Origin of the sequence: Dyella sp., from assembly GCF_036384435.1 — a bacterium.
Taxonomy (GTDB): domain Bacteria; phylum Pseudomonadota; class Gammaproteobacteria; order Xanthomonadales; family Rhodanobacteraceae; genus GSA-30.
On sequence record NZ_DASVMI010000202.1, the window covers coordinates 1 to 14164 of the forward strand.

Genomic DNA, 14164 nt, shown 5'->3' on the forward strand with positions numbered 1-14164 from the left:
GCCGCCGCCGGCATTTGCTAGATTGGCGCTTCCCCGGCCAGTCCTGCCCGCCGTGAAGCAACGCGTTCCCGACGCCCACGATCCCGCCGCCGGCGGCGACAACCGCCTGGTGGTGGCGATTTCCTCGCGCGCCCTGTTCGACCTGGGCGAGAGCCACGCGCTGTTCGAGCGCGACGGGCTGGACGCCTATCGCGACTACCAAATCGCGCACGAGGAGCAGATCCTCGCGCCCGGCGTGGCCTTCCCGCTGGTGCAGAAGCTGCTGGGGCTGAACCGGCTGGCCGGCGACGTGCCGCCGGTGGAGGTGATCCTGCTGTCGCGCAATTCCGGCGACACCGGCCTGCGCATCTTCAACGCGATCCAGCACTACGGGCTGGAGATCAGCCGCGCTGCGTTCACCAGCGGCGCGCCCACTTCCGACTACATCGCGCCGTTCAAGGCTGACCTGTTCCTGTCGGCCAATGCCGAAGATGTGGCTCGCGCACTCAAGGCTGGTGTTGCAGCCGCCACGATCCTGCCGTCCACGGCGCCGCCGCGTGCCACCGAACAGTTACGCATCGCATTTGATGGGGATGCGGTGATCTTTGGCGATGAGGGCGAACGCGTATCGCGCGAGGAAGGGCTTGAGGCCTTTCACCGCAGCGAGCATGAGCAAGCTGAGACCCCGCTGTCCGTAGGGCCATTCCGCGGTTTCCTCACCGCATTGCATCGCCTGCAAACGGCGTTTCCCGCCGAAAACTCACCCATTCGCACCGCCTTGGTTACGGCACGCTCGGCGCCAGCCCATAAGCGGGTCATCCTCACGCTCAGGCGCTGGGGCGTGCGAATTGACGAAGCGCTCTTTCTGGGGGGGCGGGACAAGGGACCCTTCCTGGACGCATTTGGTGCTGACATCTTCTTCGACGATTCCCCCGCAAATGTCGAATCCGCACGCAGACATGTGGCCACAGGGCACGTCCCCCACGGCGTGAGTAACCTTTAGCCACCTGCCGCATTCCTTTAGCTTTACAGATTTGGCGCCGGAGCCCGACGCCAACGCCTTCGGCGTGCCGCTTTCTCGCAGCGTTGGTATCCATACGATGAAGCTATGCCGGGGCATGTTCCGAGTATGTTGAGTTTTTGTAGGGGTACAACCTACTTTTGGTCGTTTGTCAGTTTCCTTGAGTCCGATTAGTTTTGCGGCTCCCAGATACGGACGTAGCTGAATTTGTCGCCTCGTGCTTTGGCGTTTCTATATGCCCGGGCAACGCTTGAAGCATGAACAGCCATGCAACTCTTGCGTATGCGCGGGCGTAGTCTCGGGCATGACGCGTATGGCAGGTGGCTGATGAGACATACATGCCAGGGTTGGCAGCTTGGATCCGGTCGCCGGCAGGCCGGTGCGAATGATCGTGCGTTCAGGTCGGCTTCGTCTTCTCGACCTTTCTTCGGAAGCGTTCCTGCCAGTAGACGGGCACAACTTCCATCAGTGATGCGGTTAGATTTTTCTGAAGAGAGGCAACACCATGGATGGTAGATATCGCAATGGCCTCCCGAGGAGGCGAGTTCGGCGACAGGAATCGGCGGACGCAGACTTCGACTGGACCCTGGATTGGGCCGCCGAAGCGGGAATGCGCAGGAAAATCCCGCCTCTGAATGCGCTCAAGGTGTTCGAGATTGCCGGAAGCCTGTGTAACTTCACTCGAGCTGCGATTGCCTTGAACGTCACGCAAAGCGCGGTCAGCCGCCAGGTCCGGCATCTCGAAACGCAGCTCGGCGAAACCTTAATGGTGCGCCGGCATCACCGACTGGAGTTGACGGATGCCGGACGCGCCCTGCTCAATGCGGTGCAGCAGTCGTTTGACAGGATCGAGCTTACGGTGAGGGATATCCGCGAGCATCGCCATTTGAATCGGCTGCGAGTCAATGCTCCTCCGATGTTCACCAACCGCTGGCTCATGCCGCGCCTGCCGCACTTCCGCAATATCCATCCGGGCGTCGAAATCACCCTGACGGCCTTTCCCGAAGATGGCCTGCCACACGCCAATGCGATTGACTGCTCGATTCGTTGCGGTGGGGGGGACTGGGACGGACTCGACTGCGTGATGCTCATGCACGAGCAGCGTATCGCAGTCTGCTCACCGTCACTGCTGGACGGCCGGGACGCCGATTCGTTCGATATCCGGCGCATTCCGTTGTTGCATGAGTTACGTAACGACATTCGCAAGACACGCTCATGGCCGTTATGGCTCGATACCGCCGGTATCCGCAGCGTGGATCTGGACAGCGGCTATGAATTCGATGAGCCGGATATGGCGATCCAGGCCGCTGTCGGTGGGTTGGGGGCGGCCATTGTCGACAGGCACATGGTGCAACGCGAATTACGTGAGGGCTTGCTCAGGCAGATGCTTGACATACAGGTGCCCAGCTACGATGCATATTGGCTTGTCACGCGCAGGGACCAAACCCATGCGGATGCGCTTGTGGCATTCCAGAAATGGATGCTGGCAGAGTCGATGCAGACCACGGAAAAACCTCCCAAATTGCGTATCGCCTCCTTGGCCTCGCGCTCGAGATCTACCTCCCGGCGAGCCTGAGGCGGGGCCGGCGCTCGGGCAATGTCGATCGGGGGCTGCCTCGGCTGGGTGCCGGTGTCGGAACTTGGCCGCCTGGATCGAGGCAAACGTATTCCACGCGTATTCGAGGTTGCTGCGCGTCATGACCGCGAAGGCGGGGGCCGCTAGAATGGCGGACTTGTCCCATCGTCTTCGGAATTACCGGCATGTCCGCTCGCTTGAACCCGTTTGACCTGTATGACGTCCGATCGCTGCTTTCCGATGAAGAGCGCATGGTGCAGGACACCGTGGCGCGTTTTGTCGACGAAAAAGTCTTGCCGATCATTGGCGACTGCTTCGACCAGGCGCGGTTTCCCTCCGAGCTGATCCCCGAGATCGCCAGCCTTGGCCTGCTTGGCGCCACGCTTCCCGAGGAGTACGGCTGCGCGGGCATGAATGGCGTCAGCTATGGCTTGATTTGCCAGGAACTGGAGCGCGGCGATTCGGGCCTGCGCAGCTTTGCCTCGGTGCAGAGTTCACTGTGCATGTATCCGATCTATGCCTACGGCAACGAAGAGCAGAAAAAGCAATACCTGCCACGCATGGCGGCCGGTGAGGTCATTGGCTGCTTCGGCTTGACCGAGCCTCACGGTGGCTCGGACCCGGCCAATATGAAGACCCACGCCCGAAAGGACGGCAGCGACTGGGTCATCCAGGGTGCCAAGATGTGGATCACCAACGGCAACCTGGCCCATATCGCCATCGTCTGGGCGCAGACCGATGACGGTATCCAGGGCTTCATCGTTCCCACCGATACCAAGGGCTTCACGGCGCAGGAGGTGCACAAGAAGATGAGCCTGCGCGCCTCGGTCACCTCGGCCTTGTTCTTCGACAACGTGCGCGTGCCCGATAGCGCTCGCCTGCCCAACGTCAAGGGCCTGAAGGGCCCGCTGGGCTGCCTGACACAGGCGCGCTATGGCATTACCTGGGGGCCGATTGGTGCGGCTATTGCCTGCCTGAAGGAAGTGCTCGATTACACACACGAACGCATCCTGTTTGGCCGACCCTTGGCCTCCAACCAGGCCATCCAGTTGAAAATGGCCGATATGGCGCGGCGTATCACCAGCGCCCAACTGCTGTCGTTGCAATTGGGACGGCTCAAGGACGCCGGCAAGATGCAGCCGACCCAGGTGTCGCTGGCCAAGTGGAACAACTGCCGCCTTGCCATCGATATTGCGCGCGAATGCCGCGACATCCTGGGTGGCGCGGGCATCACCACCGAACATTCGGCCATCCGCCACGCGCTCAACCTGGAGTCGGTCATCACTTACGAGGGCACGGAAACAGTGCACCAGTTGGTCGTTGGCCGTGAACTCACGGGCATCAACGCGTTCTGAGCCTTCGATTCCCGCGTGATGTGGGATAACCCTGAGGGAGGCGGACAGTGGATTGGCGGAGCATCCGCATCGAAACCGATCGTCTTGTCCTGCGGCCGCCGATGCCGGAGGACTTCGACGGCTGGGCGGCAAACATGGCCGATGAAGAAGCGGCGCGTTTCATCGGCGGCTTCCAGCCGCGTGCCGCGGCCTGGCGCAATTTCCTAGTGATGGCCGGCGCTTGGCAGATCCAGGGGTTTGCCATGTTCTCGGTGATCGAGCGCGCTACCGGGCGCTGGATTGGCCGCCTTGGGCCCTGGCAACCCGACGGCTGGCCTGGCACAGAGATCGGTTGGGGATTGGCGCGCGAAGCCTGGGGCAGGGGACTGGCGCTGGAAGGCGCCACCGCCAGCATCGACTGGGCCTTCGAGCACTTGGGCTGGACGGAAATCATTCACAGTATCGATTGCGAAAATCTGCCGTCTCAGGCGCTCGCCCGCCGCCTGGGGTCGGTCAATCGCGGCCCTGGCCAATTGCCTGCGCCGTATGAGCACGTACCCATCGAGATATGGGGACAGTCGCGCCAGGAGTGGCGGCGTCGCCAGCGCCCATGAATCCGTTGATGGTGTCGACACTCACCGAAGCCGTGCCCGGACTGCTGCGGTGTTGCCGCGACCCCTGGGCGATCATCGGCAGTGCCGCGGCCAGCCTCGCAGGGGCGGCGGTCAGCGTGGCCGATGTCGATGTGCTGACCAGCGCCGCGGATGCGTCGCGCCTTGCCGGGCATTGGTATGCGCGTCGCGAGCAAACCTACGAACCGGTCGGTGCAGAGCGATTTCGTTCGCACTTCGGGCGTTATCGTTTTGATGGTCTGCCATTGGAAGTCATGGGCAACCTCGAGCTTTTCGACGGCTCGGCCTGGCAGCCGGTGCTTACCAGGGCTTGCGTGCGTGTCGCTTGTGGCGCTGTGCAGGTGCTCATACCGACCGTGCCCGAACAGATACGTATCCTTGAAAGTTTTGCTCGTCCCAAGGATTTCGAACGCGCAGCACGACTGCGCGCCTTGTCCGACGCCTGAACATCGCGCGGCAAGCGCCGCGCTCTCATTTATCTGGATAACACCATGTCCGTTCCGTTTGCCATCACCGCTCGTCACAAAGGTTTCAATCGTGCCGAGATCGTCGACCAGAATTTCGTGGAGTTCGTGCAATTCTGGCAGGGCGATGTACGCGATACGCCGGTCGACCATGCCCCTGTGCTGCCGGGCAGCGAGCTCGATGCGCGTGGTTTTCGCGAGTTGTTCGAATCACAGCTCATTTCGCGCCATCTCGATCTTATGGCGCGCGTACTACGGGTACAGAACAAGGTGTTCTACACCATTGGCTCATCCGGTCACGAAGGTAACGCGATGGTGGCGCGGCTGACCCGCCACACCGACCCTGCGTTCCTGCATTACCGTTCTGGTGGCTTCATGGCCGAGCGCTTCCGCAAGTTGCCGGAGATGGATCCGGTGATGGATTCGGCGCTCTCGTTTGCCGCCAGCCGCGAAGACCCGGCATCGGGCGGCCGTCACAAGGTCTGGGGCAGCAAGCCACTTTGGGTGTTGCCGCAGACATCCACCATCGCCTCGCACCTGCCCAAGGCGCTGGGTACCGCGGTAGCGATCGAGCAGGCGCGACGCATTGGCCATACTTTGCCGATTCCTGCCGATTCGATCGCCGTGTGCTCGTTCGGCGATGCATCGAGCAATCACGCCACCGCCCAGACCGCCTTCAACGCGGCAGGCTGGACGGCATACCAGAAGCTGCCGGCTCCGGTGCTGTTTGTCTGCGAGGACAATGGCATCGGCATTTCGGTCAAGACACCGGCAGGCTGGGTCGCGAGCAATTTCCAGCAGCGCGCCAACCTGGACTATTTCTTTGCCGACGGCCTCGATCTGGCTTCCGGTTATGCCCAGGTGCGGCGCGCCGTGGAGCATTGCCGAACGACGCGTCGCCCGACCTTCCTGCATCTGAAGACCACGCGTGTCATGGGGCATGCGGGCACCGATTTCGAGATCGAGTGGCGAAGCATCGAAGAACTCGTCGCGGTGGAAGCCACCGACCCCTTGTTGCGCTCGGCATCGATCGCGCTGGAATCGGGGTTGTACACGAAAGACACATTGCTGGCGCTGTACGACCAGATCCGCAAGCGTTGTTTCACGGCGGCTGAAGAAGCCGATCGCCGTCCGAGACTGGCTAGCCTGGACGAGATCATACGGCCGCTGGCGCCATACACGCCTGATGCCGTGAAAAAAGAAGCCGAGCGTAGCGATTACGTCGAGCGGCGCGTCGCTGCCTTTGGCGGCCCGGACAAGCTCCCGGAAAAACAGCCACCGCGACATCTGGCGATCCAGATCGGCCAGGCCTTGCATGACCTCATGGCCAAGTATCCGCAGTCGTTGCTGTTCGGCGAAGACGTTGCGCAAAAGGGCGGCGTGTATACGGTCACCAAGGGGTTACACAAAGTCTTCCGAAACAGCCGTATCTTCAACACGCTGCTGGATGAAACGATGATCCTTGGCCTCGCCCAGGGTTTTGCCAACATGGGTATGCTGCCGATCCCGGAGATCCAGTACCTGGCTTATTTCCACAATGCGTGTGACCAGATTCGTGGTGAGGCGTGCAGCCTGCAATTCTTTTCAAACGATCAGTATCGGAATCCGATCTTGATGCGCGTGGCCTCACTAGGTTACCAGAAGGGTTTTGGCGGTCATTTCCATAACGACAACTCGATCGCGGCGCTGCGCGACATTCCCGGTCTGGTGGTCGGTTGTCCCAGTCGCGGAGACGATGCGGCTACGATGCTGCGTACCCTGGCGGCATTGGCGCAGGTCGATGGACGCGTCTGTGCATTCCTGGAGCCCATCGCGTTGTATATGACCAAGGATCTCCACGAGGCAGGCGATGGGCAATGGCAGTTCGGTTATCCCGAACCCGGTCAAGCCATGACGCTGGGTGAGGGACGTGTTTACCGGCCCGATGCCAACGATCTGGTCGTGTTTACGTTCGGTAACGGCGTACCGATGGCCCTGCGCGCTGCACGTGAAATCGAGACGCGCCATGGTTGGAAAACTCGTGTAGTCGACCTACGGTGGCTGGCTCCTTTGAACGATGCCTTCATCGTTGAGCAGGCGCGCGATGCCAAGCGCATCATCGTGCTCGACGAGGGCCGTCGTAGCGCTGGTGTCGGCGAGGGTGTCATCACGGCGATCGTCGAAGGCGGTTTCGGCGCCACGCCGCTGCGTCGCGTGGTCGGCGCCGATACCTACACACCGCTGGCGGGAGCGGCGTTACTTGTATTGCCTGGCGATGCCGACGTTGTGGTAGCGGCTGGCGAGCTGGCTTGAGGCAAATCGTTCGGCCTCAGTTGAAGCAGGCGCCATGTCGCCTTGCCAGGTTTGGGCGTCAGCCCCTATCCATCGATGAGATCCACGGATAGGGGCTGAGCCTGGACGGGGCGACGGCGTGCTGGAGCCGTCCCCTTCCACTTGCAAGTTTGCTTGCGAGGTCTTGATTGAACGACTCAGCAGAGGCTGTGCCCGAGCTATGACAGGGATTACTCCAGCAGCATGGGCAGTAAGCGCCTGGGCGCGCTCTCGGTGAATTTGCGTACAAGGCCTGGCGACAGACTGCGTGCTGACTGGTTGATAAGTTGAAATCCGAATACGCACCCAGAAAGTACGTTACCGTAGCCCTTTGCCGTGCCAAAGCCATGGACAGAAGATAGTCTGTGGCCGGGATAGCCAAAATGTTCCACGGTAAGGTGCCTGCCGCCAAGGACATCCCCGAAACGAGATGATTTGCTGCCATCTTTACGGACAAAAGTAAGAGCGGCTACAGCGTTGTTGTATTCACATATGACGCCCGTGGTGTCTTCGCCAGTGAAATAGCTTTCTTTTCTTCCGCCATCTCCGCCGATATTTTCTTCGTAATCCTCGGAAGGATGTCCGCCGATGAAATACGATGTAATGCCGTCGATGTATTGATAGTTTCGTACTTGCATGGATGCGAGCGTTCCCCTTGGAACGGGAAAGTTTTCCAGTTCGCGCGGGACAGGGATTTTTTTATCGAAATATGACCCGCACAAGGGTGAAAATATTTCCCTTTGCAATAGCGCTTGGACCTTGCCTGGATATTTTTTTGTATCCATGTATGGCCAGATGGCCCTGATGTCCAGCGAGGTGAGCTGATATTGGGCTTTGGCTTTCAGGACAGAAGCCAAAGGCTCATTGTAGACAAACGCGGCTTCCGGGTTTCTATCGGCAACATCGGAGAGAATGCTCTTGATGGTGTCGTCTACATGTTTTCCATAAGTCTGGATGCATTCGCTCAGGATATCCTGGTAGATTTTTATGGATTTATCCTGCAGGCCAAGCTCTTTGCCCTTGACTACCATATCTCGAAGCAGGGCAAGATGCATGTTTGCCGCAATCACATACATGTTGATAAGCGGCTTTTCGTAGCCTTTGATCCTGAATTTTGGCATCGTCGCTGCGAAATGATCCTCCTGGGCAATACTCAGGGTTCGCAGATCTTGCGTGGCTTGTGAGTCGGTGAAAAGGATGTACTTGTGCGCCAGATCGGATAATCCTTCGAGTTCGGCAGCAATCAGGGAGCGAATGGCCTCTGTGATCTTCGTATCGACAACGCTATTGATGCTGTCGATAATTTTTTGCCATCGCTGAGCGATTGTCTCACCGTGCCTAGGAACGATGAGGCTGCCTATGCCACTTAGAATGCCACCTACGTAGGGAATGAGATCAAGTACCTTCAATGTGCCTTCGCGCATCAAGTTGAAGAACATGTCTTCTTCACTGAGGTTTGGATCGACCAAGCCGCGGCCGGTTTGGTCTGCCGTTGCCCAGGCAGGGGCGATGATACCGCCTGCGAGCCACGGAGAGGCTAAAGCACAAGCCGAGCCTAACCCCGTTCTCTTAAGGAAAAGTCGCCGTGATGAATCGGCGTATAAAGGATGATGCTTGCTGAATGTTGAGCTCATTGAAGTTCCTTTTCTATGTGCTTTGCTTTGCGCGTTGGCTATGAAGTTAGCTACCGACCATCTCAGGAGCAATAGAGCTCGCGCCGTTCGTGCCGCGTGCCTGTGTAGGCTTTACGCCTTAACGTGTAAGCCAAGTTGCCATGCTAGAGAATCGAGACGCGTCACCGGATCTTGCTTGATTTAAAGTGATGGGCCGCGCATTTCCTAGTCTCACCCATTCAGATGAATGAGTCGGGCTGAGCTGGGTCCAATGACTCGCACCAGGCGTGCATGAAATTTTCCACGACGCGAGAACTGGGCATGGGATGGTGTCATGGATACTGCGACAAGCCATCTCAGGGCAACGGCGTATGCCTTGGCCGAGGCCGCTGGCGCTCAGGTTTTGGACAGGCGCAATTCCAATTGCACGCGATTGCGCCCGTTTACCTTTGCCGTATACATCGCTTGGTCGGCGCGCTCCAACAGCGACTCGATCGTATCGCCAGGAATACGCATCGCTGTGCCGATACTGGCGCTGAGCAACAGGTGCTGGTCGTCGATGGCGATTTCCAGTCGATAAATGCGACGACATAGTCGCGTGGCAACCTCCATGGCCTGGTCCTGATCCAGCCCTCGCAGCGCCACCACGAACTCCTCGCCGCCGTAGCGTCCAAGCAGATCGCCGGGGCGTAGTTCATGGCGTAAGGCATTCGCCACGGCAACCAAGGCGCGATCGCCCGCGGCATGGCCTTGTCGATCATTGAGCGCCTTGAAGTTGTCCAGATCCATGAACAACAGCGACAATGACTCGCCTGACGAATGGGCCAGCATGTCGCGCGCGCTCTCTGTCCAGGCGCGTCGGTTGAGCACATTGGTCAACGCATCGTTATCGGCCAGCACGCGCACGAGATCGCGATCGCGGCGCGCATTGAGTGCGCGATCGCCCAGGCCCAGCGAAAGCACGATCGCTTCGAATGCGCCGGCAGCGAGACTGGCATCGTTGAGCCACAGTACGCGGGGCAGGGCGCCGTTCACCTGGCTGCTGCAAAGCGCCGTGAGTACCAGCAGCGGGGTCCACCCAAGCAGGAAAAACCAGGCCTGGCGCGAGCCGCGCGCCGCCGCCATGATTGCCGCGATCAGCAGCAGCAACGCGCCAAGCACCAGCGTCGGATTGAGCAGGGCTTGGGCGGTTTCTTCCAGCAAGGCTATCTGGCTGCAGCGTAACAACAGCAAGAGCGGCATACCGATGACCAGTGCACCCACTGGAGCCTGCAGCCAGGGGGCATAGCGATGCAACTCGCAGAATCGCGCCATGAACAGGGCGGCAAATGCCACCGATAGCACCACCGCGATCATCCCGATCGTTCGTGCCGATCCCACGAACCAGCTCCAATCCAGCGGATGGAAGATGTAGCCGGTCTGCACCGCCTGGATCAGGGCGTAGCAGAGCACGTAACCGGCATACCAGGCGAACGTCGCGTCGCGCAGCATGGCGGCGAAGCACACCGCCATGAAAGACATCACCAACATCACCGCGAAGCAGGCGCTGGCCATCGCCAGCCAGTTCGCATCGGTGCGCTCATAGGCATCACGGCTTTGCAGCGCGAAACTGATCGGCGTGGATAACGTAGCCGTGGGGGCGAATTTCAGCAGGATCGTACCGCCAGATGACGTCTCTGGCCCCAGGCGAAAAGAAATGCGTCCATGTCCATGGAAGGTACCGGCAAAGTCGTCCAGCGCGTTGTCGCTGCCCTGGCCGGAGGCGTCATAAAGCGTGACCATCCCCAGGGGCGGCGGATAGATACTCAGTTGCCGCTCGCCGTGGCCGGCTGGAAAAGTGAGTACTACCCAGCTCCCTGTCCGGGGCAAATGCTGCAAATAGGCTGGATCAAAACGTTGAAACTGACCTTGACGATACGCATCCATGGCCGTCTGGGCCGTATCTGCCTCGTGAAGGGCGCGCCATGCCGCTTGCATGGGTACCGCGGCCATGCAAGGCAAGCCGCCGAGCATCATCGCGAGCGTAAGCAACCACTGCCAACCGTTTCGATGCCAGAGCCTGGCAATCATGCCTTCAGCAACCCCCCGAGCCTATTGTCCGCGATCGGCCGGTACCGACCACTGGTGTTGCCATGGCAAGTCCGGGCCATGGCACGCCACTGATCAGGTAGCGCAAGCCAGAGCATAGGCCAAGCCAGGGCGTAAGTGTGGAAAACCTCAGGAGTCCTGGAAGCTGTCCGTCACGGGCCGTGAATCCGCGCGCTGCCAGACTGCTTGCCTGGCCCGGGCGGGCGCAACCTGACGAGGAGAGCTTCCATGAGCAAGGTCAACGTGGCGGTGCTGGTGGGCAGCCTGCGCAAGGAGTCATTCAATCGTTGCCTGGCGCGGGCCGTGGAGCGCCTGGCCCCGGCGCATTTCAGTTTCGAGCACGTGCGGATCGATGACTTGCCGTTGTATTCGCAGGATCTGGACCACGACTACCCGGCCAGCGCCAAGCGCCTCAAGCAGCAGGTGGAACAAGCCGATGCACTGCTGTTCGTCACACCCGAATACAACCGTTCGATCCCGGGCGTGCTCAAAAATGCCTTGGATATCGGCTCTCGACCCTGGGGTACCAATTCGTTTGCCGGCAAGCCAGGAGCGGTGATCGGCACTTCGATCGCGGCCACCGGTTCGGCGATGTCGCAGCAGCACCTGCGCAACGTACTGACTTACCTGGATGTGGCGCTACTGGCGCAACCGGAGGTCTTCATTAATTTCAAGGAAGGTTTGTTCGATGCTGAGGGAAACATCGGCGTCGAGAGCACGCAGAAATTCCTTCAGGGATTCGTCGACCGCTATGTGGCCTGGGTGCAGCGCTTTGCCCGTTCCTGAGCGCGGCCGTCTTGGAGCGGCGGCCATCAGGCCTCGGTCGCCGCTCCCACTCCGCAGATTTTCTCCAGCAATTGGGTCTGCACATTGCGTTGCCCGGATGCGGAGGGCCGTTGATACTGGCCATCGGGTTGCAATTGCCAGGCACTGGCGTTATCGCTCAGGTATAAATCCAGTTCCTTGCGTACGCGTTGTTGCAATTTCTTGCCTTCGATCGGAAAACCCGTTTCGACACGGCGATCGAGATTGCGCTCCATGAGGTCGGCACTAGCCAGGTAGAAGCGCGCATCGCCCTGATTGGCAAACCAGTACACGCGGCTATGCTCTAAGAAACGCCCGACGATCGAGCGCACGCGGATGTTGTGCGACACGCCGGGCACGCCAGGACGAAGACAACACATGCCGCGAACGATCAGATCGATCTTCACGCCAGCCATGCTAGCCTTGTATAAGGCACGGATTATCTTCGGATCGGTCAGTGCATTGATCTTGGCGATAATCTGCGCGGGCCTGCCAGCATCGGCGTGCGCGGTTTCCTGCGCGATCATTTCAAGCAGGGTCTTTTTCAGCGTGAACGGAGCATGCAGCAGTTTCTTCATATGCTGCACCTTACCCATGCCGGTGAGTTGACTGAACAGCTTGTGCACATCCTCGCATAGCGCTTCATCGGAAGTCAGCAGGCTGTAGTCGGTGTAAAGACGTGCATTGCCTGTGTGGTAATTGCCCGTGCCCAGATGGGCATAGCGCACCAGTTCGCTGCCTTCGCGCCGCTGGATCAACATCAGTTTGGCGTGTGTCTTGACGCCTACCACGCCATAGATGACTACGGCCCCGGCCTGTTGCAAGCGCGAGGCAAGCGAAAGATTGGACTCCTCGTCGAAGCGCGCGCGAAGTTCCACCACAGCGGTGACTTCCTTGCCCGCGCGTGCGGCGTCGACCAGGGCATCGACGATTTCCGAATTGGCGCCACTGCGATAGAGCGTCTGCTTGATCGCCAAAACGTTCGGGTCTTTTGCCGCCTGGTGTAGCAGGTCCACTACCGGCGCGAAGGATTCATAAGGATGCAAAAGCAGGATGTCCTGCTTGGCGATCACCTGGAACAGATCCTCGGCCTTCTTCAGCGCCTTGGGAATCGATGGCGTGAACGGTGGAAAGCTCAGCTGGGGCCGTACGACCTTGCTGGCCATGCCGAACAGCCTTGCCAGATTGACCGGGCCGTTGACTTCATAGAGTTCATCGCCAGTGAGGCCAAACTGCTTGAGCAGGTAGTCGATCAGGTCGCGGGGGCAGTTGTCGGCCACTTCCAGGCGCACGGCATCGCCGAAGCGGCGCGAATACAATTCGCCGCGCAGGGCGCGTGCGAGATCTTCGACGTCCTCCGGGTCGATGGTCAGGTCGGCATTGCGGGTGAGGCGGAACTGATAGCAGCCGAGCACCGACATGCCCGGGAACAACTCATCGGCATGTTCGTGGATGATCGAGGACAGGAGCACGAAGTTGTCGCCTCCATCGCAGACCTCGTCGGGCATGCGCATCAGGCGCGGCAGCACGCGGGGCGCGGGAATGATCGCCAGGCCCGAGTCGCGCCCGAAGGCATCCACGCCATCCAGTTGCACGATGAAGTTCAGGCTCTTGTTGACCAGCAACGGAAAAGGGTGCGTCGGGTCCAGGCCAATCGGTGTGATCAGCGGCGCCACTTCATGGCGAAAGAAGCGCCGCACCCAGATCTTCTGTTTGTGCGTCCATTGGTTGCGCCGCACGATGCGCAAGCCCTGCTTGTCCAGTTCGGGCAGGATCTTGTCATTGAGGATCGCGTATTGCCGCTCGATCTGCTTGTGTGCGACTTCACTGATCTCGGCCAGCGCCCGCTTGGGTGCGATGCCGTCGGGCCCGACGATTTCGTGGTCGAAGGCGATCTGGCTTTTCAGGCCGGCTACGCGAATCTCGAAGAACTCGTCCATGTTGGTCGAGAAGATCAGCAGAAACTTCAAGCGTTCCAGCAGCGGCTTGCTTTCGTCCAGCGCCTGATCGAGCACGCGGATATTGAACTGCAGTTGCGACAGTTCACGATGGATGTAAAGGCTGGCGTCGTTGAGATCCGGCGGCACCACGGTCTCGACCGGGGTATCCACGGGAGGCTGTGCAATGCTGGAGTCGGACGGGGAAGGGGCGACGCTTGTATTCATGGGATGCCATGGTGTTGTAGTGCACGCATCCATGAAGGTGCGTGTGCTGGAGAACAGTCCATCCGTGAACTTACCCGATTAACGCGGCTGCATTGTTACAATCGCATCATGGCCCAGGTACGTGAGCCGCGTGGGACGCGCCGTTGCTCGCAAGAAAGCGACTGGGCGGCGCACCAAG

10 protein-coding genes are annotated in these 14164 nt (G+C 59.9%); 7 read left to right on the forward strand and 3 right to left on the reverse strand.

Annotation, left to right across the window (positions count from 1 at the left end; translation table 11 throughout):
- Positions 1–52: 52 nt before the first annotated feature.
- From VF436_RS21345 to VF436_RS21370, 6 genes are all read left to right on the forward strand, one after another.
- The gene (locus VF436_RS21345) at positions 53–982 is read left to right on the forward strand and encodes a 5'-nucleotidase (protein WP_330906089.1); all 930 of its coding nucleotides are present in this window, start codon (positions 53–55) and stop codon (positions 980–982) included.
- Between the two features lie 628 nt (positions 983–1610).
- Positions 1611–2576 carry a LysR substrate-binding domain-containing protein gene (locus tag VF436_RS21350; protein ID WP_330906080.1) on the forward strand — a complete coding sequence of 322 codons (966 nt, stop codon included), beginning with the start codon at positions 1611–1613 and terminating at the stop codon, positions 2574–2576.
- A 185-nt stretch (positions 2577–2761) separates the two neighbouring features.
- Positions 2762–3931: an acyl-CoA dehydrogenase family protein gene (locus VF436_RS21355; RefSeq protein ID WP_330906081.1), complete on the forward strand. Its 1170-nt coding sequence runs from the start codon at positions 2762–2764 to the stop codon at positions 3929–3931.
- A gap of 47 nt (positions 3932–3978) precedes the next feature.
- Positions 3979–4524 carry a GNAT family N-acetyltransferase gene (locus VF436_RS21360; protein ID WP_330906082.1) on the forward strand — a complete coding sequence of 182 codons (546 nt, stop codon included), beginning with the start codon at positions 3979–3981 and terminating at the stop codon, positions 4522–4524.
- Positions 4521–4988 carry a hypothetical protein gene (locus tag VF436_RS21365; RefSeq protein ID WP_330906083.1) on the forward strand — a complete coding sequence of 156 codons (468 nt, stop codon included), beginning with the start codon at positions 4521–4523 and terminating at the stop codon, positions 4986–4988. The genes VF436_RS21360 and VF436_RS21365 overlap by 4 nt, the downstream gene beginning before the upstream one ends.
- A 45-nt stretch (positions 4989–5033) precedes the next feature.
- Positions 5034–7298, forward strand: a complete 2265-nt coding sequence (locus tag VF436_RS21370) for a thiamine pyrophosphate-dependent enzyme (RefSeq protein ID WP_330906084.1) — start codon at positions 5034–5036, stop codon at positions 7296–7298.
- Positions 7299–7507: 209 nt separating this feature from the next.
- Here the strand turns inward: VF436_RS21370 and VF436_RS21375 are convergent, their stop codons facing one another.
- Together VF436_RS21375 and VF436_RS21380 are read right to left on the reverse strand one after the other, a co-directional pair.
- Complete coding sequence (locus tag VF436_RS21375) at positions 7508–8950, reverse strand: insecticidal delta-endotoxin Cry8Ea1 family protein (RefSeq protein WP_330906085.1); 1443 nt, start codon at positions 8948–8950, stop codon at positions 7508–7510.
- 375 nt (positions 8951–9325) lie between these two features.
- Positions 9326–10999, reverse strand: a complete 1674-nt coding sequence (locus tag VF436_RS21380) for a diguanylate cyclase (protein ID WP_330906086.1) — start codon at positions 10997–10999, stop codon at positions 9326–9328.
- A 246-nt stretch (positions 11000–11245) separates the two neighbouring features.
- Here VF436_RS21380 and VF436_RS21385 point away from each other — a divergent pair, with 246 nt between their 5' ends.
- Positions 11246–11803: an NAD(P)H-dependent oxidoreductase gene (locus VF436_RS21385; protein ID WP_330906087.1), complete on the forward strand. Its 558-nt coding sequence runs from the start codon at positions 11246–11248 to the stop codon at positions 11801–11803.
- Positions 11804–11829: 26 nt separating this feature from the next.
- Here the strand turns inward: VF436_RS21385 and ppk1 are convergent, their stop codons facing one another.
- Positions 11830–13986 (reverse strand): polyphosphate kinase 1, encoded by a 2157-nt coding sequence (gene ppk1, locus VF436_RS21390; RefSeq protein WP_330906088.1) that lies wholly within the window; start codon positions 13984–13986, stop codon positions 11830–11832.
- Positions 13987–14164: the final 178 nt, after the last annotated feature.

What these genes read in the sequence shown, in the direction of transcription:
- VF436_RS21350 (WP_330906080.1), top strand. Translation starts at nt 1,611, where the DNA reads ATGCGCAGGAAAATCCCGCCTCTGAATGCGCTCAAGGTGTTCGAGATT.
- VF436_RS21355 (WP_330906081.1), top strand. Translation starts at nt 2,762, where the DNA reads ATGTCCGCTCGCTTGAACCCGTTTGACCTGTATGACGTCCGATCGCTG.
- VF436_RS21365 (WP_330906083.1), top strand. Translation starts at nt 4,521, where the DNA reads ATGAATCCGTTGATGGTGTCGACACTCACCGAAGCCGTGCCCGGACTG.
- VF436_RS21370 (WP_330906084.1), top strand. Translation starts at nt 5,034, where the DNA reads ATGTCCGTTCCGTTTGCCATCACCGCTCGTCACAAAGGTTTCAATCGT.
- VF436_RS21375 (WP_330906085.1), bottom strand. Translation starts at nt 8,950, where the DNA reads ATGAGCTCAACATTCAGCAAGCATCATCCTTTATACGCCGATTCATCA.
- VF436_RS21380 (WP_330906086.1), bottom strand. Translation starts at nt 10,999, where the DNA reads ATGATTGCCAGGCTCTGGCATCGAAACGGTTGGCAGTGGTTGCTTACG.
- VF436_RS21385 (WP_330906087.1), top strand. Translation starts at nt 11,246, where the DNA reads ATGAGCAAGGTCAACGTGGCGGTGCTGGTGGGCAGCCTGCGCAAGGAG.
- ppk1 (WP_330906088.1), bottom strand. Translation starts at nt 13,986, where the DNA reads ATGAATACAAGCGTCGCCCCTTCCCCGTCCGACTCCAGCATTGCACAG.